Origin of the sequence: Nocardia niwae NBRC 108934 = DSM 45340 (genome assembly GCF_001613465.1) — a bacterium.
Lineage (GTDB): Bacteria > Actinomycetota > Actinomycetes > Mycobacteriales > Mycobacteriaceae > Nocardia > Nocardia niwae.
The window spans coordinates 69,419-93,987 of record NZ_BDCK01000001.1 but is presented as its reverse complement, the minus strand read 5'-3'; the positions used below and the strand labels follow the sequence as shown (position 1 = coordinate 93,987).

General features: G+C 69.1%; 26 protein-coding genes. 8 read left to right on the top strand and 18 right to left on the bottom strand.

Going from position 1 to position 24,569, the window contains the following annotated elements; all coding sequences use genetic code 11:
* Positions 1-2: 2 nt before the first annotated feature.
* The 3 genes from NNI01S_RS00480 to NNI01S_RS00470 form a co-directional block, all read right to left on the bottom strand.
* Complete coding sequence (locus NNI01S_RS00480) at positions 3-368, bottom strand: hypothetical protein (protein WP_157114530.1); 366 nt, start codon at positions 366-368, stop codon at positions 3-5.
* A gap of 264 nt (positions 369-632) precedes the next feature.
* The gene (locus tag NNI01S_RS00475; protein WP_063016281.1) at positions 633-2,864 is read right to left on the bottom strand and encodes a glycosyltransferase family 39 protein; all 2,232 of its coding nucleotides are present in this window, start codon (positions 2,862-2,864) and stop codon (positions 633-635) included.
* The gene (locus tag NNI01S_RS00470) at positions 2,864-4,141 is read right to left on the bottom strand and encodes a bifunctional glycosyltransferase family 2/GtrA family protein (protein ID WP_063016279.1); all 1,278 of its coding nucleotides are present in this window, start codon (positions 4,139-4,141) and stop codon (positions 2,864-2,866) included. The genes NNI01S_RS00475 and NNI01S_RS00470 overlap by 1 nt, the downstream gene beginning before the upstream one ends.
* Before the next feature lie 251 nt (positions 4,142-4,392).
* On the opposite strand from NNI01S_RS00470, the gene NNI01S_RS00465 reads away from it, so the two are divergent.
* A complete protein-coding gene (locus tag NNI01S_RS00465; protein WP_063016277.1) occupies positions 4,393-5,115 on the top strand; it encodes a TetR/AcrR family transcriptional regulator in 723 nt (240 codons plus the stop codon).
* Between the two features lie 154 nt (positions 5,116-5,269).
* Here NNI01S_RS00465 and thiD read toward each other — a convergent pair whose 3' ends face one another.
* Positions 5,270-6,115: a bifunctional hydroxymethylpyrimidine kinase/phosphomethylpyrimidine kinase gene (gene thiD, locus NNI01S_RS00460; RefSeq protein ID WP_063016275.1), complete on the bottom strand. Its 846-nt coding sequence runs from the start codon at positions 6,113-6,115 to the stop codon at positions 5,270-5,272.
* A gap of 89 nt (positions 6,116-6,204) precedes the next feature.
* Here thiD and NNI01S_RS00455 point away from each other — a divergent pair, with 89 nt between their 5' ends.
* Positions 6,205-7,341 carry a GTP-binding protein gene (locus NNI01S_RS00455; protein WP_063016273.1) on the top strand — a complete coding sequence of 379 codons (1,137 nt, stop codon included), beginning with the start codon at positions 6,205-6,207 and terminating at the stop codon, positions 7,339-7,341.
* 61 nt (positions 7,342-7,402) lie between these two features.
* On the opposite strand, the gene NNI01S_RS00450 is transcribed toward NNI01S_RS00455, so the two are convergent.
* Both NNI01S_RS00450 and NNI01S_RS00445 read right to left on the bottom strand, forming a co-directional pair.
* Positions 7,403-8,026: an NAD(P)-dependent oxidoreductase gene (locus NNI01S_RS00450; protein ID WP_063016271.1), complete on the bottom strand. Its 624-nt coding sequence runs from the start codon at positions 8,024-8,026 to the stop codon at positions 7,403-7,405.
* A 105-nt stretch (positions 8,027-8,131) separates the two neighbouring features.
* On the bottom strand, positions 8,132-9,214 hold the full coding sequence (locus tag NNI01S_RS00445) for an epoxide hydrolase family protein (protein ID WP_063016269.1): 1,083 nt from the start codon (positions 9,212-9,214) through the stop codon (positions 8,132-8,134).
* 85 nt (positions 9,215-9,299) lie between these two features.
* On the opposite strand from NNI01S_RS00445, the gene NNI01S_RS00440 reads away from it, so the two are divergent.
* Entirely contained in the window at positions 9,300-9,944 is a 645-nt protein-coding gene (locus NNI01S_RS00440) for a TetR/AcrR family transcriptional regulator (RefSeq protein WP_063016267.1), read from the top strand.
* Positions 9,945-10,008: 64 nt separating this feature from the next.
* Positions 10,009-10,416, top strand: coding sequence for a glyoxalase superfamily protein (locus tag NNI01S_RS00435; RefSeq protein ID WP_063016265.1), 408 nt, complete (start codon positions 10,009-10,011; stop codon positions 10,414-10,416).
* A 47-nt stretch (positions 10,417-10,463) separates the two neighbouring features.
* Here NNI01S_RS00435 and NNI01S_RS00430 read toward each other — a convergent pair whose 3' ends face one another.
* The 3 genes from NNI01S_RS00430 to NNI01S_RS00420 form a co-directional block, all read right to left on the bottom strand.
* Positions 10,464-10,979: an LppU/SCO3897 family protein gene (locus NNI01S_RS00430; protein ID WP_063016263.1), complete on the bottom strand. Its 516-nt coding sequence runs from the start codon at positions 10,977-10,979 to the stop codon at positions 10,464-10,466.
* A 246-nt stretch (positions 10,980-11,225) separates the two neighbouring features.
* Positions 11,226-12,020 carry a thioesterase family protein gene (locus NNI01S_RS00425; protein WP_063016261.1) on the bottom strand — a complete coding sequence of 265 codons (795 nt, stop codon included), beginning with the start codon at positions 12,018-12,020 and terminating at the stop codon, positions 11,226-11,228.
* A 141-nt stretch (positions 12,021-12,161) separates the two neighbouring features.
* Positions 12,162-13,406, bottom strand: coding sequence for a KasA/KasB family beta-ketoacyl-ACP synthase (locus tag NNI01S_RS00420; RefSeq protein WP_063016259.1), 1,245 nt, complete (start codon positions 13,404-13,406; stop codon positions 12,162-12,164).
* Positions 13,407-13,445: 39 nt separating this feature from the next.
* Here NNI01S_RS00420 and NNI01S_RS00415 point away from each other — a divergent pair, with 39 nt between their 5' ends.
* Entirely contained in the window at positions 13,446-14,003 is a 558-nt protein-coding gene (locus tag NNI01S_RS00415; protein WP_063016253.1) for a TetR/AcrR family transcriptional regulator, read from the top strand.
* 145 nt (positions 14,004-14,148) lie between these two features.
* Here the strand turns inward: NNI01S_RS00415 and NNI01S_RS00410 are convergent, their stop codons facing one another.
* Positions 14,149-14,610, bottom strand: a complete 462-nt coding sequence (locus NNI01S_RS00410) for a MarR family winged helix-turn-helix transcriptional regulator (protein ID WP_063016251.1) — start codon at positions 14,608-14,610, stop codon at positions 14,149-14,151.
* A gap of 56 nt (positions 14,611-14,666) precedes the next feature.
* Between NNI01S_RS00410 and NNI01S_RS00405 the strand changes: the two genes are divergently transcribed.
* Together NNI01S_RS00405 and NNI01S_RS00400 are read left to right on the top strand one after the other, a co-directional pair.
* Positions 14,667-15,074, top strand: a complete 408-nt coding sequence (locus NNI01S_RS00405; protein ID WP_063016249.1) for a VOC family protein — start codon at positions 14,667-14,669, stop codon at positions 15,072-15,074.
* Between the two features lie 136 nt (positions 15,075-15,210).
* Entirely contained in the window at positions 15,211-15,603 is a 393-nt protein-coding gene (locus NNI01S_RS00400) for an Rv0313 family protein (protein WP_063016320.1), read from the top strand.
* Here the strand turns inward: NNI01S_RS00400 and NNI01S_RS34180 are convergent.
* The 4 genes from NNI01S_RS34180 to NNI01S_RS00385 all read right to left on the bottom strand — a co-directional run bounded on the left by NNI01S_RS34180 (position 15,600) and on the right by NNI01S_RS00385 (position 19,625).
* Complete coding sequence (locus NNI01S_RS34180; protein ID WP_157114529.1) at positions 15,600-15,740, bottom strand: hypothetical protein; 141 nt, start codon at positions 15,738-15,740, stop codon at positions 15,600-15,602. The two genes, NNI01S_RS00400 and NNI01S_RS34180, sit on opposite strands and share 4 nt — an antisense overlap.
* A gap of 87 nt (positions 15,741-15,827) precedes the next feature.
* Complete coding sequence (thiC, locus tag NNI01S_RS00395) at positions 15,828-17,480, bottom strand: phosphomethylpyrimidine synthase ThiC (RefSeq protein ID WP_063016318.1); 1,653 nt, start codon at positions 17,478-17,480, stop codon at positions 15,828-15,830.
* A gap of 196 nt (positions 17,481-17,676) precedes the next feature.
* Positions 17,677-19,062: a lipase family protein gene (locus NNI01S_RS00390; RefSeq protein ID WP_063016247.1), complete on the bottom strand. Its 1,386-nt coding sequence runs from the start codon at positions 19,060-19,062 to the stop codon at positions 17,677-17,679.
* A 116-nt stretch (positions 19,063-19,178) separates the two neighbouring features.
* A complete protein-coding gene (locus NNI01S_RS00385) occupies positions 19,179-19,625 on the bottom strand; it encodes a hypothetical protein (RefSeq protein ID WP_063016245.1) in 447 nt (148 codons plus the stop codon).
* 106 nt (positions 19,626-19,731) lie between these two features.
* Between NNI01S_RS00385 and NNI01S_RS00380 the strand changes: the two genes are divergently transcribed.
* Positions 19,732-20,400 carry a TetR/AcrR family transcriptional regulator gene (locus NNI01S_RS00380; RefSeq protein WP_063016244.1) on the top strand — a complete coding sequence of 223 codons (669 nt, stop codon included), beginning with the start codon at positions 19,732-19,734 and terminating at the stop codon, positions 20,398-20,400.
* Between the two features lie 176 nt (positions 20,401-20,576).
* On the opposite strand, the gene fahA is transcribed toward NNI01S_RS00380, so the two are convergent.
* The 4 genes from fahA to NNI01S_RS00360 all read right to left on the bottom strand — a co-directional run bounded on the left by fahA (position 20,577) and on the right by NNI01S_RS00360 (position 24,542).
* On the bottom strand, positions 20,577-21,755 hold the full coding sequence (gene fahA / locus NNI01S_RS00375; RefSeq protein ID WP_063016316.1) for a fumarylacetoacetase: 1,179 nt from the start codon (positions 21,753-21,755) through the stop codon (positions 20,577-20,579).
* Entirely contained in the window at positions 21,752-22,948 is a 1,197-nt protein-coding gene (locus tag NNI01S_RS00370; RefSeq protein ID WP_063016242.1) for a homogentisate 1,2-dioxygenase, read from the bottom strand. The genes fahA and NNI01S_RS00370 overlap by 4 nt, the downstream gene beginning before the upstream one ends.
* A 65-nt stretch (positions 22,949-23,013) precedes the next feature.
* The gene (locus NNI01S_RS00365) at positions 23,014-23,568 is read right to left on the bottom strand and encodes a TetR/AcrR family transcriptional regulator (protein WP_084488342.1); all 555 of its coding nucleotides are present in this window, start codon (positions 23,566-23,568) and stop codon (positions 23,014-23,016) included.
* Positions 23,569-23,711: 143 nt separating this feature from the next.
* Positions 23,712-24,542 (bottom strand): exodeoxyribonuclease III, encoded by an 831-nt coding sequence (locus NNI01S_RS00360; protein ID WP_063016240.1) that lies wholly within the window; start codon positions 24,540-24,542, stop codon positions 23,712-23,714.
* Positions 24,543-24,569 lie beyond the last annotated feature (27 nt).

Below are 24,569 nucleotides of genomic sequence, written 5' to 3'. Positions count from 1 at the left end.
GTTCAGCACAGACCCTGCTGCTCGAGCCGTCCCGAATCGATGGCGTAGGAGGAGGCTCCGATGGCCGCGCCGATCAGGCCGACGATGATCGCGCCGGGGATCGCGCCGACGAAGAAGACGGGCAGGCCGACGAGCGCGCCGATCGCGGCCCCGATCGCCGCGCCGATTCCCGTGCGCAGTTCGATCGTGTCGCCGGGCGGCAGGCACGCTTTGATGTAGGTCACCTGCGGGGGCTCGCTGGTCGCGGCGGCGATCGGTTCGGCCCGGTCGGCGGGCGCGGCCGACGCGGTGGCGGCGAATCCGACGGTGAGCGCGGTTGCGACCAGTGCGCTGACCACCGTCACGGCCAGCTTCATGAAAGCGTTCAACTGTTTCCCTGAATGTTCTCGGTGGCACGTGACCTGATGGTCCGGCTTCCGGCCCGGAGCCGTCACGCGTCCGATCATCATCGCTGGAGTTTTGCGGGATGCCAAGAGCCGAAGCCGGATTCATCGCACAACGCGATCCGCACCGGCGCCGAGGTATGGCGCCGGTGCGGATGCGGTGTTCAGCGGGCGCAGGGGGTCGCGCTGAACACCGGGAGGCGATGCGGCCCCGTGGAATGCAGGGCGACGGAACCGCATCGCGTGATTTCAGTGGGCCGCGGTGAGGTCGTACAGGGTGACCCCGTCCACCTCTGTGGCGGTGAAGTTCTCCTGAACCCACTGCGTGATCTGGGCACTGGGCGAGGAGCCGGACGAACCCGGTCCACGTCCGCCGCCGACGAAGTAATGGATCTTCCCTTCGGCGACATACTGCTGGAACTGCTCCAGCGTCGGTGCGGGGTCACTGCCGTTGAAGCCGCCGATCGGCATCACGGGCAGTTCCGTGGCCAGCTGCAAGCCCGCGGCGCTGTTCGAGCCGATGGCCGCGGCCACCCAGGTGTAGTCGCCGCCGTTGTGCTCGAGCAGGGACACCACCTGCGCGCTCGGTTCGCTCGCCCCGAGCAGGCCGCCGATTCCGCCACCGTCGGGTCCGGGACCGCCGTCCCCTGGCGCGCCTTGTGTCGGCCCGGTTCCTTGCGGAGCCTGCCCGCCGGGCATCGTTCCGGTATCTGGTGAGTTGCCCTGCGGCGCAGTGCCAGGCGGGAATCCGGGCGGGGTGCCCGCGCCGTCGGGGAACTGCCCGTCGGGTGTCGCGCCCTGGCGACCGTCGTTCGGCATCCGGCTGGCGGGGCCATTCCCCTGCGGCACCTGGCTTCCGGGCATCCGGCCATCCGGTGTCATGCCCGGCGAACGTCCGTCCGGTGGCATACCGCCGGGGGCTTGCGCGCCGCCGTCGCCATTGGTTCGCGTTCCGTCCTGCATGCGACGGCCCATTCCCGGCATTCCCTCACCCCACGGCGGCCGACCACGCATCGCGACGTTCGGTCCGGCCGAGGGGATGGAACCGGCGTGCGGCGTCGCGATGGTGTCGACGGCGTAGGCCACCGGTCCGGCCAGGAACGTGAACGCGACCGCCAGCGCCGACACCACGGCAAGCTTGCGCGGCGTGGGCAGGAGCACGGCGAGCGTCGCGAGCGCACCGACGACCAGCACCGTCCAGCGCAGCCACGACTGCCATTCCGGACTGCGCGACAACAGCATCCACGCGGTCGCCGTGGTGAGGCCCACCGCCAGCGCCGAGGTCAGCCGCACCCACAGGCGATGGCGCTCCCGCCACGACAGGACCGCTCCCGCGCCGACGAGCGCGGCGACCGCCGGAGCCAGGGCCACGGTGTAGTACTGGTGGAAGATGCCGGCCATGTAGCTGAACACCAGCCCGGTCACCAGCAGCCAGCCGCCCCAGAGGACGAGCGAAGCGCGCTGCCGGTCGGTGCGAGACGCCCTGCCGCGCAGCAGGATTCCGGCGACGAGCGCGACCAGCGCCGCGGGGATCAACCACGCGATCTGACCGCCCTGCGCCGGTTCGAACATCCGGGTGATGCCGCTGGATCCCCACATGCCGTTGCCGCCCGGCGGAAGGTCGCCGCCCGGTCCGACGCTGCCGCGCTCGTTGCCGTTGAGCCTGCCGAGCCCGTTGTAGCCGAGAGTGAGTTCCAGGATCGAATTGTCGTGTGAACCGCCGATCCACGGCCGTGACGAGGCGGGCCACAGCTCCACCGCCAGCAGCCACCAGCCCGCGCCCACCACCATCGCGGCCGCCGCCGCGAAGAGTTGCAGGATGCGCTTGCCCAGTTTCGGCGGACCCGCGAGCAAGTAGGTCAGCGCGAGCGCCGGAACCACCAGCAGCACCTGCAATTGCTTGGTGAGAAACCCGAATCCGATCAGCGCGCCGGTGAGGATCAGCCACCGCCAGCGGCCGTCGTCCACCGCCCGCGTCATCGCCCAGGCCGCCGCGACCATCAAGAAGACCAGCAGCGCCTCGGGATTGTTGAACCGGAACATCAGCGCCGCGACCGGCGTCACCGCCAGCGCCAGCCCGGCGAGCAAGCCGGCGGCGGGGCCGAACGGCCTGCGCACCGTCGCCCACAGCGCTGCCACACTCGCCACGCCGAGCAGGACCTCCGGAACCAGGATGCTCCAGCTGTTCAGCCCGAAGGCCCGCACCGAAAGCTCCATCACCCACAGCGAGGCGGGCGGTTTGTCCACGGTGATCGAGTTCGCCGCGTCGGAGGATCCGAAGAAGAACGCCTTCCACGAGACCGAACCCGCCTGTACGGCGGCGGAGTAGAACGAATTCGCCCATCCGTTGGCGCTCAGGTTGCACAGATAGGCCACCGCCGTGCCGAGCAGCAGCGCGGCCAGCGCCGGGTACTCCCAGTTCCGGCGGCGCTTCGGCTGCGGTTCGGCCGCGACCGGCGGTGCGGGCATGGTCGCCGTCATCAACGGTCTCCCTCGGCGGAGCGTGCGGTAGCGGCGAGAGCCGGTGCGTTCGGCGCACGATCGCCGCCGCTGTCGCGGAATACCCAGCGCAGCCCGACGAACCGCGACAGCGTCGCCACCAGATTGGCCACCACCAGGACGAACAGCTCCAGCTGCACCGAGGCGTCCGGCGCCCACCGATGCAGCGCGAACAACGACCCGCTGGTGAGCGCCAATCCGACCCCGAAGATCACCAGCCCTTGGAACTGATGCGACACGGCGCCGTTGGAGCCGCGCACGCCGAAGGTGAAGGCCCGGTTGGCCGCGGTGTTGCCCACCGCCGTGATCAGCAGCGCCGCGAAGTTCGCCACCTGCGCGCCGGTCAGCGACTGCAACACCGTGTAGAGCAGCAGATAGGCCAGCGTGCTCAGCACACCGACGATCGCGAACCGCACGAGTTGGCCCACCATGCCCGGCGGCACCCCGGCCACCAGCGGCTCCCTGCCCACCGAGCGGCGCAGCTCGTCGAGCGGCAGCGCCCCGGTGGCCAGCGCCCGGCCGAGCCGCCAGATGCCGAGCAGATCCTTGCGCGCGGTGTCGATGATGTCGACGCGGCTGTCCGGGTCATCGATCCAGTCCACCGGGACCTCGTGGATGCGCAGCCCGGCTCGCTCGGCGAGCACCAGCAATTCGGTGTCGAAGAACCACTCCCCGTCGCGCACCAGCGGCAGTAGGCGGCGCGCCACGTCGGTGCGCATCGCTTTGAATCCGCACTGAGCGTCGGAGAAGTGCGCGCGCAGCGAGGCCCTCAGCAGCAAGTTGTAGCAGCGCGAGATGATCTCGCGCTTGGGGCCGCGCACCACGCGGGAGGCGGCGTCGAGCCGGGTGCCGATGGCCAGGTCGGAATGCCCGGTGATCAGCGGTGCGACCAGGGGCAGCAGCGCGTTCAGGTCGGTGGACAGGTCGACGTCCATGTAGGCGACGAGCTGCGCGTCGGAGCGCTCCCACACCGCTCGCAGCGCCCGCCCGCGTCCCTTGGCGGACAGGTGAACGACGCGCACGTCGTCGAGTTCTTCGGCGAGCAGCTGTGCGACCTGCAGCGTGTCGTCGGTGCTCGCGTTGTCGGCGACCGTGATGCGCGCCGGGAAGGGGAACCCGTCGCGCAGGTAGGCGTGCAGTCTGCGGACGCACACGCCGAGATCGGTCTCTTCGTTGTAGACGGGGATCACCACGTCCAGCACGGGCGCGCCCGTGGTCTCGGTCCGTTCCGTCGCCGCGACGGTCGAGGTCTCGGTCATGCGAACCAGAGTCGAGGGTCACGCTGCTACGGTGCTGGGGCCCAGCTGTGAGGTTCCTGGGGGTGCCGCCCATGGTGTTTCGCGTTCCCGGCAGCCGCCGTCCCGGACGACCCTCGAGGAAAAGCGAGCGGAGAAGAAGGCCGAGGCCGCGGGGGACGGCGGCAGCGGTTCCGGCGAACACCGACCGGTAGGACGAGGCCCGGCACACGGTCGGGGCTCGGTACCCCGAGCAGGTAGCATCCGCATTCGTGATGCTGCGCGGCCGGACGGAAGACGACCAGCCGCCGAAACGTGTGGACGCGCGCACCGAGCGCTGGCGTGAGCATCGCCGGAAGGTGCGCGAAGAGTTCGTGGACGCCGCCTTCCGCGCGCTCGACAAGGTCGGTCCCGCCGTCAGCATGGGCGACATCGCCAAGGAAGCGGGCGCGGCCAAACCGAAGCTGTACCGTCATTTCGAAGACAAGACCGACCTCTACAACGCGATCGTCGACCGGGTGCGCGACATGCTCTGGGAGCAGGTCATGACCAGCTTCGACCTGACCGCTGACTCGGCCGGCGACCTGGTGCGCCGCGCCGCGACCGAATACGCGCGGGTGGTGTCGCGGCAGCCGAACGTCTTCCGGTTCATGCTGCACAGCCACTTCACGCAACGGTCCGGCGACGCCGACCGCGCCTTGCAATCGGCCAGGCAGTCCGCCGAACGCGCCGCCGAGCTGTTCGCGGGCGCGGTGAACGACGAGTCGGTGCGGGTCGCGAGCGTGGAGCTGGTGATCTATTCGATCTTCGGCGCGGTGGCATCGGCCACCGATTGGTGGCTGGGGGTGAACCGGCCGGAACCACCCGCCATGCCGGTGGAGCAGTTCGCCGCCTATCTGAGCGAGATCGTCTTCGCGCTGGTGGCCGCGAGCGCGCGGCTGCACGGCATCGCGATCGCGGCCGATCGGCCGCTGCACCTCGCGGTTTCCGCTATGTGACCGGAGCGCCCCCCGGGCCGGGCGCCGAGGTCGTGCCGCGTTCACGCCGAACTTCGTTGTTCCGATCGCCTCGCCGTTGAGGCCATCCGTGTCGGCGACGTCCTCAGTATCGCAGTCGCCACCGACAAGAAATGGCGCGCGCCGAGCGATCCGCTCAGCTCCGATGCAACCGCCACAGCGGCGACACCGGCCCGTGGCCCGCGCCGAGATCGTAGGACGCGGCCAAACAGCGATAGGTCCACTCCTTGGCGAACTCGACCGCTTCGGGCACCGGATAGCCGTGGGCCAGCGCGCAGGCGATCGCGGCGGCCAGCGTGTCGCCGCCGCCGTGGTCGTTGCCGGTCGCGATGCGCGGCGCGGTGAACTCGAGGAACTGCTCGCCGTCGAACAGCAGGTCGGTGCTGTACTCGGAGGAACGCAGGTGCCCGCCCTTGACGATCGCCCAGCGCGGCCCCAGCTTGTGCAGCGCCTCGGCCGCGCGCCGCGCCGAATGGTCGTCCTCGACGTCGATTCCGGTGAGCAGGCGGACCTCGTCCAGGTTCGGCGTCACCACTGTCGCGAGCGGAATCAGCGTGGAGCGCAGCGCGTCGAGCGCCTCGGCGTGCAGCAGGGGATCGCCGTGCATGGAGGCCGCGACCGGATCGACGACCAGCGGGACCTCGCCGTCGCGACCGATGCTGACCTCCCGGCACACTGCCGCCACCGCCTCGATGATCGCGGTGGAGGCCAGCATGCCGGTCTTCGCGGCGCCGACTCCGATGTCCCCGGCGACCGAGCGCACCTGATCGGCCACGACGTGCGGCGGAATCTCGTGAAATCCGCTGACGCCCACCGTGTTCTGCACGGTCACCGCCGCGACGGCCACCAGCGCGTGCACGCCGCACAGAGCCATGGTGCGGGTATCGGCTTGAATTCCGGCGCCTCCGCCGGAATCGGTACCGGCAATGGTGAGCGCCCGGACAGGGGTCTGCCCCTCGGCGGGCAATGGCAGCAATTTCACGACACAAACCCTACGGCGATCCGGCTGGCCCGCCTCGGGCAACCGGGACCCGCTCGCGTCTAGCAAATGAAAATCGTTATCATTAATGCATGGACTCCGATCTGCTTCCCGTCACCGTGCTGTCCGGCTTCCTCGGTGCGGGCAAGACGACGCTGCTCAACCACATCCTCGCCAACCGGGAAGGCCGTCGAGTGGCGGTCATCGTCAACGACATGAGCGAGGTCAACATCGACGCCGCGCTGGTCGCGGGTCAGGGCCACCTGGATCGCACCGAGGAGAAGCTGGTCGAGCTGACCAACGGCTGTATCTGCTGCACGCTGCGCGAGGACCTGATCGAAGCCGTGGCGCGGCTGGCTCGTGCGGGGCGGTTCGATCAGCTGGTGATCGAATCAACCGGCATCTCCGAGCCGATGCCGGTGGCCGCGACGTTCGACTGGGAGTTCGAGGACGGCTTCCGGCTCGGCGACGTCGCCCGGCTCGACACCATGGTGACCGTGGTCGACGCCTCGACCTTCCTCGCCGAGGTGGCGCGCGGGCAGGCGCTGGCCGAGCGAAACCTGCAAGCGGGGCAGGGCGACGCGCGCACCATCGCCGATCTGCTGGTGGATCAGGTCGAGTTCGCCGACGTGCTGCTGGTCAACAAGACCGACCTGGTCGGCGCGGCCGCGGCGGGAGCGGTGGAGGCGACGGTCCGTCGCTTGAACCCGCGCGCCCAGGTGCTGCGCACCAGCAACGGCGTGGTCGATCTGGCCGAGGTCCTGGACACCGGGCGCTACAACCCGATGGTCGCCGCGGAGGCCGAGGGCTGGGCGGAGGAACTCGCCGGTGGGCACACGCCGGAGACCGAGGAGTACGGCATTCGCAGCCTGACCTACACCGCTGAGCGGCCGTTCCATCCGTTGCGCCTTTCCGGTGCGCTGGAGCAGCTGCGCGGTCTCTTGCGCAGCAAGGGGTTCTGCTGGATCGCGAGTCGATCGACGCTGGCCGCGGTGTGGTCGCAAGCGGGGCCGAACCTGGTTTTCGAGCCCGCCGCCTGGTGGTCGTCACTGGAAGTGCCGCCGGGGCAGGAGATCGTCTTCATCGGGATAAAACTGGATGGCGACAAGGTGCGGGCGCTGCTGGACGACGCGCTGCTCACCGACGCGGAGTTCGCCGAGGGGCCCGGTGCGTGGGCGGAGTATCCCGATCCCTTTCCGGCCTGGGGCGACCTGCACGAGCACGCCTGAGACCACAGCGGCACGCTCCGGGCTCGCGGGTGAGCCGCTCGCGTTCCGCCGCATGGCGCGCTCAGTTCGAGATGCCGGGCGCCTGGCGGAGGTAGGTCGTGTCGGTCAGCTGCTCGATCATGAAATCGGCGATGTCGGCGCGGGCGATCTTCAGGGTGAGGCCGCGCTCGCCCGCCGGGAACCCGCGCCGGTAGCTGCCGGTGGCCGGTCCGTCGGTGAAGGCGCTCGGCCGCACGATCGTCCAGTCCAGGTCGCTGGCCAGGACGTACTCCTCCTGCTGGACGTGGTCGGCGTAGGCCGGGCGCAGCAGCAGCCCGAACATCACGTACTTCCACAGGAAGTTCAGATTGCCCCGGCTGTCGCCCACGCCGAGCGTCGTCTGGCAGATCAGCCGCGCGACGCCCGTGCGTTGCATCGCGGCGATGATCGCCCTGGTGCCGCCTGCGCGGACCACGCCCTTGCGGCCGTTGCCGAGCGAGATCAGCACCGCGTCCTGCCCCTCCACCGCTCGCTGCACCGAAGTCGTGTCCAGCACATCGCCTTCCACGACCCGCAGCCGCTCGTGCCGCTGCGGGACGCCCGCGGCGCTGCGGGTGAAGGCGGTCACCTCGTGCCCCTCCCGCAGCGCCCGCTCGACGACGAGACGACCGACGGTACCGGTGGCTCCGAAGACTGCGATCTTCATGGTTCTCTCCTTGTTCGAAAGCTGTTGTGCTGTTGCTGAATCCAGTACATCAGCGGTGAACGAGACGATCCATGGCCGTGAGTCTCGTCGCCATAAGAGACTGTCTCAGCGCAGCGGCGCGAAGAACTCCGTGATCTCCTCCGCCATGAGCGCGGGCGCCACGTGGTGCAGGTAGTGGGTGAACACCTCGTGCGTGCGCCACGACACGATGTTGTGGTCGCGCTCGGCGAAGCGGCGGATGCCGTGGAAATCGCCGGTGGAGCCGCACAGCGCGAGCGGAACCGTACTCGGCGTGGTGGAGTGCTCGGCCTTGTCCTTCTCGAAGTAATGCCGGATCGCCGAACCAGCGGTGCCGGTGAGCCAGTGGATCGCGATGTTGGTCAGCACGAAGTCGTCGTCCAGGTCCGGGCCGAGCAGCTGGCCGTTCCAGCCGACCAGTCCGGCGGGCGAATCCGTGATCGCGTGCGCCAGCGTCTGCGGCTGCTGCGATTGCAGCACGTTGAAGCCCATCTTGTTCTTCACGAACCAGTCCAGGGTGGCCAGCGACCGCTGCTCGTCCTCGTCGAGATCGGCCAGCTCCGCCGGATCGCCCGAGGGGAACGAGTACACCTGTGTGACGTGCACGCCGGCCACCTGCTCCGGCGCGACCCGCCCGAGTTCCGGGGAGATCTGTGATCCGCCGTCGTTACCCACCGCGCCGTAGCGGGTGTAGCCGAGCCGCCGCATCAGCTCCGCCCAGGCGCGGGCGATCCGGGCGTCGTTCCAGCCCGCCTCGGTGGTCGGGCCGGAGAATCCGTAGCCGGGCACCGAGGGGATCACCAGATCGAACCCGGCGGCGGTGAGCGGCTCGATGATGCCGACGAATTCGACGAAGGTGCCCGGCCAGCCGTGCGTGAGGATCAGCGGGAACGCGTTGTCCTGGGCGGATTTCACGTGCAGGAAGTGGATGTTCTGGCCGTCGATCTCGGTGGTGAACTGCGGGTAGGCGTTCAATGCCCGCTCGACTCCGCGCCAGTCGAACCCGTCCCGCCAGTACCCGACCAGGTGGCGCACCCGATCGACGCTCACCCCGTAGGTGTCGCCCGAGCCGGGGATCTGCTCGGCCCAGCGGGTGCGGGCCAGGCGGTCGCGCAGGTCGTCCAGTTCGGCCTGGTCGATGTCGATGCGGAAGGGGGTGATGGCGGTCATGTCCTGCTCCTTTTGAAACGGAATGCTCTGTTCTGATTGAACCGTAACAGAACGGATCATTCCGTTCAAGTGCTATCCTGGAGTCATGCCGAAAACCTCCGATACCCCAGCTCAGAAGGGCCTACCCGGCCGCAAGGCGCAGGCCGCCCGCAACGACGGGTTGATCCTGGAAGCCGCCCGCGCGGTGTTCCTCGCCGACGCCACAGCCCCCATCTCCGCCGTCGCGGAACGCGCCGGCGTCGGGATCAGCGCGCTCTACCGGCGCTACCCGAGCAAGGAAGTGCTGCTGCGCACGCTCTGCCACGAGGGTCTGCGCCGGTACAACGCGGAAGCCGAAGCGGCACTGGAGGAGCCGGACGGCTGGCGCGCTCTGGTCGGCTTCCTGGAGCGGGTGGTGGACGCCGACGTGCACTCACTCGCCGTGCATCTCGCGGGCACCTTCACCCCCGACGAGTCGATCCTGCCCGACGTCATCCGCTCCGGCGAAGCGACCGAGGAGCTCGTGCGCCGCGCACACGCCACCGGCAAGCTGCGCCCGGACGTCACACCCCAGGACCTCGTCCTGATCTTGGAGTCCTGCGCGGCCATCACGCTGCCGAGTCAGGAGCGCACCGTCCAGTTGCGCCGCCGGGTACTCGCCATGCTGCTGGCCGGGTTGAACGCGGAGGGTGAACTCCCCGGCCCGCCACCCGCGCCGGACGAATTCGGCTGGCGCTGGATTCGGCGATGAATTCTGCCGCGAACACCGGTCCGCACTGGTACGAATACCGTTGTCCGTCCCGAAAGGATGCGCCGTGAACTGGACGCTCGAGGTCGTGATCGTGCCCGTATCGGATATCGAACGCGCCAAGCGCTTCTACGCCGAACAGCTGGGCTTCGCCGTAGACCACGACACCGAGATCGATGACAACGTTCGCATCGTGCAACTCACACCGCCGGGCTCGGGATGCTCGATCGTGATCGGCAAGGGCGCGGTACCCGACATGACGCCCGGCTCCCAGCAGGGCCTGCAACTCGTGGTCAACGACCTGCGCCAGGCCCACCAGGAGCTGACCTCCCGTGGCGTCGAGGTCACCGAGATCCAGGTCCTCGGCGAAAACCCCACGCCCATGCCCGACCCCCTCGACAACGTCGGATTCTTCTTCTTCACCGACCCCGACGGCAACGGCTGGGGCGTCCAACAGATCTCCACCCGCCCCTGACCGAGATTGCCCGCCACCGGACGTGTGCCGCTTCGCGGGCAGTGTCGTCAGCTCCCTACGCGATGCAGGCAGAACGACACCGGCGGCTGCTTGTGCACGATCTCGGCGGTCTGACCATATTCGCTGTTCGCGGCGTGGCAGACGCCGTAATCCGCGCGCTCGACGCGGGTATTCACCTCGTACGCCTCCGGCGTCGAGCACGGCACTTTCCGCAACCGGTGCAGATGCGCATACTGGTTACCCGGGTTGTTGAAGCAGTCCCCGACCTGAGCGTTCAAGTGAGTGCACACCTGGAGCGCGCGGCTGCCCCGGCTGGACCAGCTGAACGGGAGGTCGGGGCAATCCACCTTCGAGGCCCCCCGCACGACGACCAGCGCGGCCTCCGGATCGGCGCAACTGCGGCGCTGTACGTCCCACGCACGGTTCGCTTGGCCCCGCGTGAAATAGCCGCATTCCCCGACCTTCATGTCCACGGTGCCCGCATCGCCGCAGCCGGATGTGGCCAGGGCGAGGGCGAGCAGGGCAACGGTCACGGCGCCACGCGGCGGAATCGCGAAGCGCACGACGATCTTTCGAAGTCGACGAGACATGGTGCCCACACTGCCACGCGGTCAGCACGCCGACCTGTGGACGAGGGCGATGAGCTCGTCGGCGATAGCGGGCGAGACAGCGATCGTGTCGGGTGTCGGCGTGGCGGTCGGGATCGCCACTCCGGTGAGTCGCGCTCTGGGTTAAAGCTCGGCCGTGCATCGGATTTCGACCAGTCCGTCGACGTGTCGGTGACGAATTGTCGGGTGGGTCTGCCTCGGCTACCGGGTGCCGAGGAAGAGGGTTTGTGTGCTGCGGCCCAAGGGACCTTTTTCGTCGTAGAGCGCCGACTCGGCCATACCTATGCCATGGGGTTGGGGGTAGGTGACGGCGTCGAGGCAGACCCATTCGCCTGCGGGCTGGCGATGCAGAGTGACCGTCAGGTCGGTGTTGATGAACAGGAACTTCGACCAGTCCAGGATCGCGCTGACGCCGTTGCCGGAATCCGCGGCCGCGAGGGTGCGCTCCAGTGGGCTCGGGTCGGTGCCCGCGACGATCGGGTGCTTGATCCGGATCCAGCAGATCGCGGGGCCGGGCTCGGTGAAGGACCCGCTGAGGAAGCGGTAATCGATGGCGGTGTGGAAGCCGATCGGCTGGGTGGACGGGAACGGCTCGGGCTCGTGCGCCTGCTCCGGGCCGGGGCGGGTGCCGGTCGGCAAGAAGCGTTCCGGCAGCGGCAATTCCGGCTCGGACAGCTTGAACCGCCAGGCGTTGGCTCGCATCACCGGTCCGCGCTCGGTGGACAGCGTCGCCTCGATCAGCTCGACGCTGCGGCCGGGACGGACGACGCGCGCCGCCGCCGTCAGCGGTTCCAGCGGCACCGGGCCGAGAATCTCGACCGCCACCCGGCCGATCTGGAACCCCGGACGCGGCTCGCACCGCTCGATCACGTGGCCGAGCAGCGCGGAGGGTGGTCCCGCGTGCTGGGCATCCGGCGACCACGGCCCGCGGGTCAGCTCGGTGGAAAGAAAGCGATCCGGCTGGTCGGGGTCGGGGAGGTAGAAGGCGTCACTCACGGCTGTTGTCCGTGCGCGCTCGACTCTGTCGTGCGCGACCGCACGCTGTGTCCTCGGTTCTCTCGCTCGCTCACGGTCCGTCCTCAGGCCAAGTGGTCGGTTGTCTCACGACGTTAGCCCGGCCGGATGCGGCCCCCGCCATCAGACCCGGCCGAATGCCAGCGCGACATTATGCCCACCGAAGCCGAACGAATTGTTCAGCGCGAAGTCGATGCGCTGAGTGCGCGGCGCGCCCGCGACGATGTCCAGATCGATCGCCGGATCCGGGTTGTCCAGGTTCAGGGTGGGTGGAACGACCTGGTCGCGAAGGGTGAGCATGGTGACAAGCGATTCCAGCGCGCCGACCGCCCCGATCGAGTGCCCCAGTGCGGATTTCGGCGCGTAGACCGAGGCATCGGGGACGACGGAGGCGATCGCGTTGGCCTCCGACGCGTCGCCGATGGAGGTCGACGTGGCGTGCGCGTTCACATGATGGATATCGGAAGCCCGCAGCCCCGCGGTCTCGATGGCCTTGCGCATCGCGCGGGCCGCGCCGATCCCCTCCGGTTCGGAGGCGACGATGTGATACGCGTCGGAGGTTATGCCCGCGCCGAGCACCCGCCCGTGCACGGTGGCGCCCCGCGTGCGGGCGTGCCGCTCGGATTCCAGCACCAGCAGCGCGCCGGCCTCGCCGAAGACGAACCCGTCGCGGTCCCGGTCGAACGGACGCGACGCGCGTTCCGGGTCGTCGTTGCGGGTGCTCATGGCGCGCATCATGGCGAAGCTCGCGATGGGCACGGCGTCGATGTGTCCCTCGACGCCCCCGGCCACCACCACGTCCGCCTCGCCGGTGGTGATCAGCCGCCAGGCGTGCGCGATCGCCTCGGAACCCGACGAGCACGCCGAGACCGGAGCGAAGACACCCGCTCTCGCGCCGATTTCGAGCCCGACGGTGGCGGCGGGACCGTTCGGCATCACCATCGGCACCGACATCGGCGACACCTTGCGGTAACCGCCCGCGCGCATCGCGTCGACCGCGGAGATCAGCGCGTCGCCGCCGCCGAGCCCGGTGCCGATGGCCACCGCCAACCGGTCGCCGTCCACCTCGGGCGCACCCGCCGCACGCCAGACCCGGCGGCCGAGCACCAGCGCCATCTGCTCGACGTAGGAGTGTCTGCGTTGTTCGACCCGGGTGAGCTCGGCGCCCGGCTGTGACTGCAACTTGCCGCCGATGCGGACCGGCAAGTCGTACTCGGCCACGAAATCGTCGGAGAGTGGACCGATGCCGCTGTGCCCCGCCAGCAGCCGGGACCAGGTCGTGTCCATGTCATCGGCCAGCGACGTGGTGGCCGCGTACCCGGTGACCACGACCGAATCCCGAGTTTCTGAAGCGATTGTTACAGTCACGATGTCATGAATACCTGTACCAATCGCTACAGTCAACTCATGGCCCGCCCTCTCGACCACGTCAAACGCACCGAACTGCTCGCAGGCGTCGTGCGTTACATCGCCGAGCACGGCCTCGCGGACCTGTCGCTGCGCCCGCTGGCCGCCGAACTCGGCACCAGCTCGCGCATGCTCATCTACTACTTCACGACCAAGGAAGAGCTGCTGGTCCAGGCGCTGGCGACGCAGCGCCCCGACATCGCGGCCGTCTTCGCCGACATCGGCGACGCGTCCGAACTCCGCGACCGGCTGTGGGATTTCTGGACCGCCAACGCCTCGGGTGACGGGCGCACGAGCGTGCGGGTGATGCTCCAGGTGCTCGGCGCGGCCTGTGCTCCGAGCAGCCCCTACGGCGACTACGCCACCTCGGCCATCGCCGTCTTCGTGTCGGCGCTGGCCGACGGGCTGCGCAACCTTCCGTCCATTGACGCCCCCGAAATCGTTGCGACTTTGCTTGTGTCGGGCTTGCGAGGGATTTTGCAGGACAGGATGATCACCGGCGAGGTCGAGCGCACCGATCGCGCGGCCCGCCGCCTGATCGAGCAGACGGTGCTCTGATCTCGCATATCGGCGCGGGCGGCGGTACGGCCGGTCGCGGTGCGACGGTGACCACACGCACCCGGCTCGTGCGAGCGGCAGAGCGAAGGTGGTCCTGACTCGTCCGATGCCGCCGACGATCCTCCCGCAGCGGGTCGTCGCCGAATCACTCGATAGCGGACTCCGAATGCGCTTGCGCGAAGACGCGTTCCAGCATCGCATGCAGTTGATCGCGCTCGGCCGGGGTCAATGGGGCGAGGATTTCGTTGCCGACCCGACCGGCCTCGCGATCGAGGGAACGCAATGCCGTGCGGCCGGTGCGGGTGATGCGCACGGTGATCCGGCGACGGTCGCGGTCGTCGCGCGTGCGTTCCACCTGACCGGCGGCTTCCAGTTCGCCGACGATCTTGGCGACGTCGCTGTTGTGGATGGCCAGGCGCTCGGCGAGATCCCGTTGGGCGTGCGGGCCGAAATCGGCCAGCGCCGCGAGGATCGCCATGTGCCACAGCCGCAGACCGCGGGCGGCCAGCCGGTCGGCGAATCGGCCGCGCGCGGTCTTGCCCACTCGGGACAGGAGGTAGACGTCGAGGCCGAGCAGGCTCGGTGGCAGTGCGCGTCCGGAGTCCATCGAACTATTGTAGGTGTGAACCTAAAGTAGGTCCGCACCAACTAGTTGGAGACGCCGTGGACGCACTTCATCCGAGACTTCTGGTCACCCGATTCGCCGAATGCTTCGACTTCTACGCGGCCGTGCTGCCCGAGCTGATCGGGGCGACCCTGATCAAGGGAACCGCTGCGGGTCCCTATGCGAACTGGGACGTCGGGGACGAAGGCGCGCTCGTGCTCTTCGATCGCTCCGCGATGGCGGAGGTCGTCGCGATGGCGGCGCTGCCGGAGCGAGCCGCGCCGTCGCAGGACGCGGTCATGTTCGTCTGCCGGGTCCGCGATGTCGACGCGGGTGCGAAACTGTGCGCCGAGCACGGCGCGACGGTTGTCGCAGCTCCGGCCGATCGGCCGCAGTGGGGCCCCGGGCTGCGCACCGCCCACTTGCGTGACCCGGAGGGCACGCTGATCGAACTCCAGTCCTACTGATCGCCGAGCGGTTCTGATCGGAAAGCGCATCGCAGAGCGTGAGGGCGTCGAGATGGGCGAGGTCGACGTGGCGAAGTCGGAGTTTCGCGAGGACACTGAGAACGTAGCGCCCAACTCGTCCCCAGGAGCACATGCGATGCCAACCAACGGGCCTTTCGGCATCGACCCGGAAGAATTCGAACGCGCACTGCGTGGAGCGGGAACCGAGCTGCGCGACCTGCTCGGGAAAGCCGGCGTATACCTGGATCGCGTAGATCAGGCGAGCGTCGGTTCACTGGCGTCGCTGCTCGGTCGGTTCGTCCAACCGGAACGGCCGCGTCCACCGGAACCCGAGGGCGAAACCGCCGGTGAGACCGGCAGCGGGGTGTGGGCGATCTACCGCATCGATGACAGCGGCGAGGCCAGGGTCGAACAGGTCTTCCCGAGCGAACTCGAGGCCTTACGCGCCCATCGCGACAACACCGACGACCGCCGTCGGGTGCGGTTCCTGCCCTACGGGGTTCCGTCGAGCGTGCTGGATGCGCCCTAGTCGGCGTCCGCGGTGAACACGGCGGCGAACGCTTCGGCGTCGTTCTCCGCCCGCGATGCGGTCTGACGGTCGAGCAGGTCAGCGATGGGCGTCCCCGTCGGCGCGAACTCGTGCTCGACGTGTTCGATCGGCTGCACGAGACGTCGTTGCGGGTGGCCACACTGCTGCGGGGCGAGGGATAGAGCACCGCCGCCCGCCGGGTCGCGGCGGGCGGCGGGTGGTCGTTACGAGACCACGGGCAGATAGACGGCGTTGCCGCGACTGGCGAACTCGGCGGACTTCTCCGCCATACCGGCTTCCAGCGCCTCGGCCTCGTTCAAACCCTGGCGTTCGGCGTATTCGCGCACGTCCGCCGAGATCCGCATCGAGCAGAACTTCGGGCCGCACATGGAGCAGAAGTGCGCGGTCTTGGCGGGTTCGGCGGGCAGGGTCTCGTCGTGGTACTCGCGCGCGGTGTCCGGGTCCAGCGACAACGCGAACTGGTCCCGCCAGCGGAACTCGAAACGGGCCTTCGACAGCGCGTCGTCACGCTGCTGCGCGTGCGGATGGCCTTTGGCGAGGTCGGCGGCGTGCGCGGCGATCTTGTAGGTGATCACGCCGACTTTCACGTCGTCCCGGTTGGGCAACCCGAGATGTTCCTTCGGGGTGACGTAACACAGCATCGCGGTGCCCGCCTGCGCGATGATGGCGGCGCCGATCGCGGAGGTGATGTGGTCGTAGGCGGGAGCGATGTCGGTGGCGAGCGGGCCGAGGGTGTAGAACGGAGCCTCCTCGCACAACTCCTCCTCGAGCCGCACGTTCTCCACGATCTTGTGCATCGGCACGTGCCCGGGGCCCTCGATCATCACCTGCACGCCATGGGATTTCGCGATCTTGGTCAACTCGCCCAGGGTGCGCAGCTCGGCGAACTGCGCCTCGTCGTTGGCGTCGGCGATGGAGCCGGGCCGCAGGCCGTCGCCGAGGGAGAAGGTGACGTCGTAGCGCGCCAGGATCTCGCAGAGTTCTTCGAAGTGGGTGTACAGGAACGATTCCCGGTGGTGCGCCAGGCACCAGGCGGCCATGATCGACCCGCCGCGCGAGACGATGCCGGTCACCCGCTTGGCGGTCAGCGGGACATAACGCAGCAGCACGCCCGCGTGCACGGTCATGTAGTCCACGCCTTGCTCGCACTGCTCGATCACGGTGTCGCGGTAGATTTCCCAGGTGAGCGCGGTGGGGTCGCCGTTCACCTTCTCCAGCGCCTGGTAGATCGGCACGGTGCCCACCGGGACGGGGGAGTTGCGCAGGATCCACTCGCGGGTCTCGTGGATGTTCTTGCCGGTGGACAGGTCCATGATGGTGTCCGCGCCCCAGCGGGTGGCCCACACCATCTTCTCCACCTCTTCGGCGATCGAGGAGGAGACGGCCGAATTACCGATGTTCGCGTTGATCTTGACCAGGAACTTCTTGCCGATGATGGTCGGCTCGAGCTCCGGATGCTTGTGGTTGGCCGGGATGACCGCGCGTCCCGCGGCCACCTCCTCGCGCACCATCTCCGGCGAGACGCCTTCCCGTGCGGCGATGAACCGCATCTCGGGCGTGACGATGCCCTCGCGAGCCCAAGCGAGCTGGGTGCGCGGGCCCTTGCCTTCCGGTTTCGCCCACGTGTCGCGCAGCTTCGGTAGACCGCCTTCGAGATCGATCGTCGCCGTCTCGTCGGTGTACGGGCCCGACGTGTCGTACACGTCGAAGTGCTCCCCGTTGGTCAGATTGATCCGGCGCACCGGAATGCGCAGGTCGTCGACTTCGAGATAGTGCTTGACACTGCCCTCGATCGGGCCGGTGGTGACGCTGTCGACGGGTGCGGATGCGCCGTCGGACGCAGCGGCGGGTGCCATCTTTTCCTCCCTACGCCGGCATTACCCGGTCAGGTTCATACGGTCGACGGCCCTGACGCCTTTCGGCTAGCCGTCCTCTCAGCCCGCTGGTGCGAGCCCCCGTTGGTTGTGAAATTTTCCCGCCCGACCATACCCGGACAGCCTGAACGCGTGCCCGGCGATTCGCGGAGATCGAGCGAACAGCCAGACAGCGGCGTCAGCGCTCGTGCGGGCCGATCGGGAAGCCGAGCGCGCCGAAGGTCGCGTTCAGGTTGATCTCGAGCTGTGTCAGCAGCGCGTCGGCGTCGGCGAGCATGGACACCACGTCCTCGGTGCGGCAGCCGATCTGATCCGGCGCCTCCGGCGCCAGGCGTTCCCGCAGCCACTCGAAGGTGCGAGCCATGCCCAGCGAGGGCAGCGTCAAGTGCTCGCTGAAGTGATCGCGCTCGAACAGCACTGAAGCGCCGCCCGCGCAGTACTGCCGGACCAGCCGCTCGCTGGTCCAGATGGGCACCGCCTCGTCGAAGACGCCGTGGTAGAGGAAGATCGGCGCGGTGGGGATGGTGCGACCCAGAACGGTCGCCTCGAACACCTCCGCGATCTCCGGGACGGCGAGGAACTCGGCGATCGGGATCGTCAGCATGCGCTGGTAGTCGACGAACATCTGAGTGAGCGCGTTCCGTGGGAGACATTGCGCCGCGGTCCGGTCCATCAGCGCTCTGCCTTCGGCCGTCAGGTAGCGATCGGACGCCGCGCGGAACTTCGGGTACGCCTTGCGCAGCGACGAGATGCCGATGCCGATCAAGCTCGAGAACATCGAGCCGTTGACGTGCAGCAGGGATACGACGTCCGAGGTGGGCGCACCGAGCGCGACGCCCTTGACGTTCAGCTCGGGAGCGTAGGTCGGCTCCATCTCGGCGGCCCAGCCCGAACCCATTCCGCCGCCGGAATAGCCCCACAACGCGACCGGCGTGTTCGCCCCGTCGAGACCGAGCGGCTCGAAGCGCTCGGCGGCGCGGATGCCGTCCAATGTCAGGTATCCGGGTTCCTCGGCCACCGCGAGGTGCCCTTCCAGCCCTTCGTAGTCCGGGACGGATACCGCCCACCCCTGGCTGAGCAGCGCCGCGATCGCGATCAATTCGCTCTGTGAGTGGATGCCCTCCAGGCCTGGAAGACCCGCGCCCTGGCGCAGCACGAACGACGGGGAGCAATCGGGACTCGCGCTGTCGTAGTAGAACTGCAGCGAGACGAGCGGGCGGGAACGGTTCGGATCGGCGCCCGCGGGCAACAGCACCGTGGTCACCGCCGCGGCGGGTTGCCCGAACAGATCGGTGGTCCGGTACAGCAGCTGCCAGGACCGCACGTTCAGCGGAAGGGCGGTGAGCACCGCCAAGCGCACCTCCCGTGCGCGCAGAACGTCGCCCGGTGCGCGGGACTCGAATCCTTCCGGCGCTGTGTAGAACGAATCCGCCTGCGGCAGTGGGATGGCCGATGCGGGCGACGCTCCCGCGAGCAGGGCGCAGCTCGCCAGGGCGGACACGACAACCGCCGCCAGCGCGCGCAGGCCGCGACGGCCGTGCTTCTCTCCAGTGATCCCCGACACGTCCGGTCCTTCCTCATCGACGTGACGACGATTACAGCATGGCATCTTGTTATCAACAAGAGCTCTTGTTGAAACTGGCGCGGCGCTGACCGCGGACGGCCCGCGGCCGCGTCTGATCAGGAGTCTTCCGCTGTCTCCGGCGTGGCCGCATGGCCCGGTGCGCCGTGGGTGCGACGGGCTTCCTTCATCTCGGCTTCGAAGAGGTGGCGGCGTCCGTCGAGCAGTTCGTCCCGCGCGGCCCGCTCGATGTCGCGGAACAGGCCGTAGTAGCCGTCGTCGTATTCCTCGACGATCTGGAATGTCCAACGCCCCGCCAGCACGTTGCGACCGATCAACTCGGTGGAGATCCGCTCGGCGATGTGCGTGTGCCCGGCCTCGCGGAACAGCTCCACCGCCTCGTCGAGCGCCAGATCGGCCCCGCCGGTCAGTTGGTGGAACGCGTACAGATGGCCGCGCGCGCGTTCGATGGTCTCCAAGGCTTCCGAGAGTTTGCCGGTGGCGGCCACGGTGACGTCGTCCACGCCATCGGGGCGGCGGTGCGCTGCGTGCGGGCGATCGGTCATGACCTCGCTCCTTCGCGGGCGGATGGGGCCGTAGCGGCGGCGTACCCGGATGTGCGGCGCTCAAGCGGCAGCCGGTTGCTGCCGCGGCCCGGCTATCGTCGGTGCCATGACCCCCAGCACCTCCGCCGCGCGGCCCGCCGCGAGCCCGGCGCGGCGCCGGATCCGTGGACTCGACGCCGAGCAGCGCAGCGCCCAGCGCCGCGGCCTGCTCTTGGACGCCGCCACCGAGCTGTTCGCCGAACAGGGTTATTCCGGCACGTCGATCGAGCAGATCTGCCAGCGCGCCTACGTGGGGACCAAGGGTTTCTACGATCACTTCGAGAGCAAGGAAGCGTGCTACATCGCGTTGCTCGAGCAGGTGACGGGACAGATCCAGCAGCGCGTCGCCGACGTCGCGGCCGCCACCGCGGAGGCGTCCTGGCCGGAGCGCGTGGCCGCGATCGTCGGCGCTTTCGTCCACGCCATCACCGAGGACGCGCGGCTGGGCAAGGTGACCTTCGGCGAGGCGGGCGGCATCTCACCGGTGGTGGAGCGGCAGCGCCGCGCCAACCGACGCTGGGCGGCGGCGTTCCTGGACCAGCACTGGCCGGAGGCCGCCGCGCGAGTCGTGGACGAGCCGCGTCGTCGGCAGATCTTGGCGCTCGCCACGGTCGGCGGCATTTTCGAGCTGGTCACCGACTGGTTGCACAGCGACCACCCGCAGGACAGTTCCGCCCTGATCGATGACCTCACGTCGTTCGTCACCGTCGTTCAGGCCGGACGACTCTCTCGTTGATCCCGCGCGACGATCGGGCCGTGCCCAGCTGAAGTGTGCATGAGGTCCGCTGGTAGGGCGTCAGCGGGTGTCGGCCGAGCCGGACCGGCGGGTGGACCAGGAGTGAGCCGCGCGGTGGCGGCCGACTGGGGAGAACCGGGCGGCCGTCGAAATGCGGCAGCGGCGAATCGGGCTGTTCACGACTGGTGTGCCGGAATGATGCGACCGGTGACCTCGCCCAATCCGATTCGCGCAGTCCCGGGACCGGGCGCCGACGCGGTGATCGTCACCTCGTCGCCGTCTTCGAGGAAAGTGGATTGCCGGTGGTTCACCAGGACGGGCTCACTACCGCCCCAGGACAACTCGATGAACGAGCCGCGCTGGTCCGGTCCGGGGCCGGAGACGGTGCCGGAGGCGTACAGATCGCCGGGGCGCGTGGCCGCGCCGTTGGAGGTGAGATGGGCCAGCATCTGGGCCGGTGACCAGTACATCCGGCGGTAGGGCGGGTACGCGACCGGCTGCCCGTTCCACGCCACGGTCAGCTCGATGTCCAGACCCCAGTGCTCGGTGGCGAGCAGGTAGGGCAGCGGCGCGGGCGACTGCTCGGGCAGCGGCACCCGCGCGGACTCGAGGGCGGCCAGCGGGGTGATCCACGGCGACATCGAAGTCGCGAACGATTTGCCGAGGAACGGGCCGAGCGGTTGGTACTCCCAGGCCTGGATGTCGCGTGCGGACCAATCGTTGATCAGCGCGACGCCGAACACCCGGTCGGCGAACTCCTCGATCCCGACCGGCGCGCCGAGCCGCGAGCCGACGCCGATCACGAAGCCGAGTTCCGCCTCGATGTCCAGCCGCCGCGACGGTCCGAAGTCCGGCGTACCGGATTCCGACCTGCGCTGCCCGCACGGCCGCGCCACGTCCGTGCCGGATACCACCACCGTCCCCGCCCGCCCGTGATAGCCCACCGGCAGGTGACGCCAGTTCGGCAGCAGCGGGTCACCGTCCGGCCGGAACAGGCGGCCGAGGTTCGTCGCGTGATCGATGCTCGCGTAGAAGTCCACATAGTCACCGATCCGCACGGGCAGCCGCAGTGCCACGTCGGACAGGAGGTGCACGGCGGCGCTGTCCACTTCCCCGCCGACCGCCTCGCGGACGCGGTCGCGCACCGCGCGCCAGCGTGTGGGACCCTGCGCGAGGAAGGCGTTCAGGCTCGGTTCGGCGAACAGTGGATCATCGAGGAGCGCAGCCAGATCGATGACGTATTCGCCGAGCCGCACCCCGACCCGGGGACTCGCGCCGGTCGGCGCGAATACGCCGTACGGCAGGTTGTCCGGACCGAACGGGGACTCCGCGGCTACCTCTATCTTCGTCCTCACTCGGGGCCCCGCCCGGACCAGGTCCACGCGTAGGTCGGGTCTTCGCAGGCCAGCGCGCCTTCGCCGAGTTCCAGCGGGCGGAAGGTGTCCACCATGACGGCCAGCTCGTCGAAATACTCGATGCCGATACTGTTCTCGTAGGCGCCGGGCTGCGGGCCGTGGGCGTAGCCGCCGGGATGCACGGACACCGAGCCCTGGGTGATCCCGGAGCCCTTGCGCGCCTCGTAGTTCCCGCCGCAATAGAACATGACCTCGTCGGAGTCGACGTTGGAGTGGTAGTACGGCACGGGGATAGACAGCGGGTGATAGTCCACCTTGCGCGGCACGAAATTGCAGACGACGAAGTTGCCGCCCTCGAAGGCCTGATGGACGGGCGGCGGTTGATGGATGCGGCCGGTGATCGGCTCGAAGTCGGCGATATTGAAGGTGAAGGGATACAGGCAGCCGTCCCAGCCGACCACGTCGAACGGATGGGTGGCGTAGATCATCCTGGTGCCGACGACCCGCCCGCCGGGGCGGTGCTTGACCAGCACCTCGACCTCGGTGCCGGTCGTGGTGATCGTCTCGGCCGGTCCGCGCAGGTCGCGCTCACAATACGGGGCGTGCTCGAGCAGCTGGCCGAACTTCGACAGGTAGCGCTTCGGCGGCGTGATGTGCCCGGTTGCCTCGATCACATACGCGCGCAGCGGATCCGGGCCGGTCGGACGCCAGCGGTGCGTCGTGGCGCGCGGGATGAGCACCTGGTCGCCCTGCCGCGCGGGCAGCGCGCCGAACACGGTCTCGACCACCGCCGCGCCGGACTCCACGTACACCAGCTCGTCGCCGATCGCGTTGCGGTACAACGGTGATCCGCCCTTGGCGACGACGTAGGAGATGCGCACATCCGCGTTGCCGAGCAGCAGGCGCCGGCCGGTGACCGGATCGGTCTCGGCCGGGGTGTCGCCGGGGAACAAGGCGTGCAGGCGCAGATGACGGTGGCGCAGTGGATGATTCGGCGTGGTCCGCTGGTCGGGCAACTCCCAGACCGTCGAATCGACCAGCGCGGGCGGCAGGCCGCGGTGATAGAGCAGCGAGGAGTCGCCGGAGAAGCCCTCCTCGCCCATCAGCTCCTCGTAGTAGAGCCTGCCCTGCTCGTCACGATGCTGGGTGTGCCGCTTCGGCGGTACCGCACCCACTTGCCGATAGAACGCCATGACCGTTCCTCCGCCAGCCGGTGGTCGGATAGTTGATCACCATCGTAGTGCGGCCGGATCCGCTATCAGGCGTTTCGCAGTGCCCGGTAGACCGCGGCCCCGACGAACGCGCCGAGATCCGCCGGTGTCCAGCCGTCCTTGTCCGCGAGCAGCGCCCGCACGGCAGCCTCGCCCGCGGACACCCACTGCTCCACCAGCACGGGCAGCTTGCGCTCGGCGTCCGCGGTGCCCCAGGCGCGCAGCGTCGGACGCAGCAGCTTGGCGCAGCGCTCGACGACGAGCGCGCGGCCGCGCCCGAACGAACTCGCCACGGCGGGATCGGGGTTGCCGTAGACCAGCCGCCAGGCGTCGGGCCTGCTCGCGGCCTTCGCCAGCAGCGCGCGGAATCCCTCGACGAACACCGTCTCGTCCGCGTCCACGTCCCGCGGCGTCACCACCTCCAGCACGCCGCTGACCAGGTAGCCCTCCTCGCGCTGGATCAGCGCCTCGATCAGCTCGACGCGATCGGCGAAGCAGGCGTAGACCACCGGCCTGGTCACGTTCATCCGCTCCGCGATCGCGGCCATGGTGACCGCGGCGATGCCGTGCTCCACCGCGATCGCGAGCGCGGTGTCGAGCACCTGCGGGCGGCGGCGCTCCGGGCCGAGGTGCTGTGCCCGCTGCCGCGGCCCCAAGCCCGCGTCGCCGTTCGCGCCGCCGAGCCGGGCGCCCGCCGGCCGGTTCCCGCTGCTGCGGCGCGGGAAAGGCGGCTGCGCCGGGCGGGTCACGAGGGCCCGGGCGCGTCGGCGAACTCGGCGACCACCGGAGCGTGGTCGCTGGCGCCCTTGCCCTTTCGCGCCTCACGATCGACCATCGCGTCCGTCACGGTGGCGGCCAGCGCGGGGGAGGCGAGGATGAAATCGATGCGCATCCCCTCTTTACGCGGGAAACGCAGCTGGGTGTAGTCCCAGTAGGTGTAAACGCCCGGTCCCGGCGCGAACGGACGCATGACATCCGCGTATCCGGCCTCCACGACGGCCTGGAAGGCCGCGCGCTCCGGCTGCGACGTGTGCGTCTTGTCGGCGAAGTACTCCACGGACCACACATCGTCGTCGGTCGGGGCGATGTTCCAGTCGCCCACCAGCGCGATCTTGGCCTGCGGGTCCTCGGCCAGCCAGCGCGTGCCGTTGTCGCGCAGCGCGGCAAGCCATTCCAGCTTGTAGGCATAGTGCGGATCGTCCAGGGTGCGGCCGTTGGGCACGTACAGGCTCCACACCCGCACGCCCCCGCAGGTGGCGCCGATCGCGCGGGACTCGACGACCGGCGTGCTGATCAGCGACTCGCCCGCGTCCTTGTCGAAACCGGGCTGGCCGGGAAAGGCGAACTCGACGTCGGCGAGGCCGACCCGGGAGACGATCGCCACCCCGTTCCACTGATTGATCCCCAGATGGGCGACTTCGTAGCCCAGTTCGTCGAAGCGCTCGAACGGGAACTGGTCGTCGCGGCACTTGGTCTCCTGGATGGCCAGCACGTCGATGTCCTGGCGGTCGAGCCAGTCCGCGACGCGATCCAGCCGAGAACGGATCGAATTGACATTCCAGGTGGCGAGACGCACTGCGGCCTTCCTTCGCGCGGGTGACAG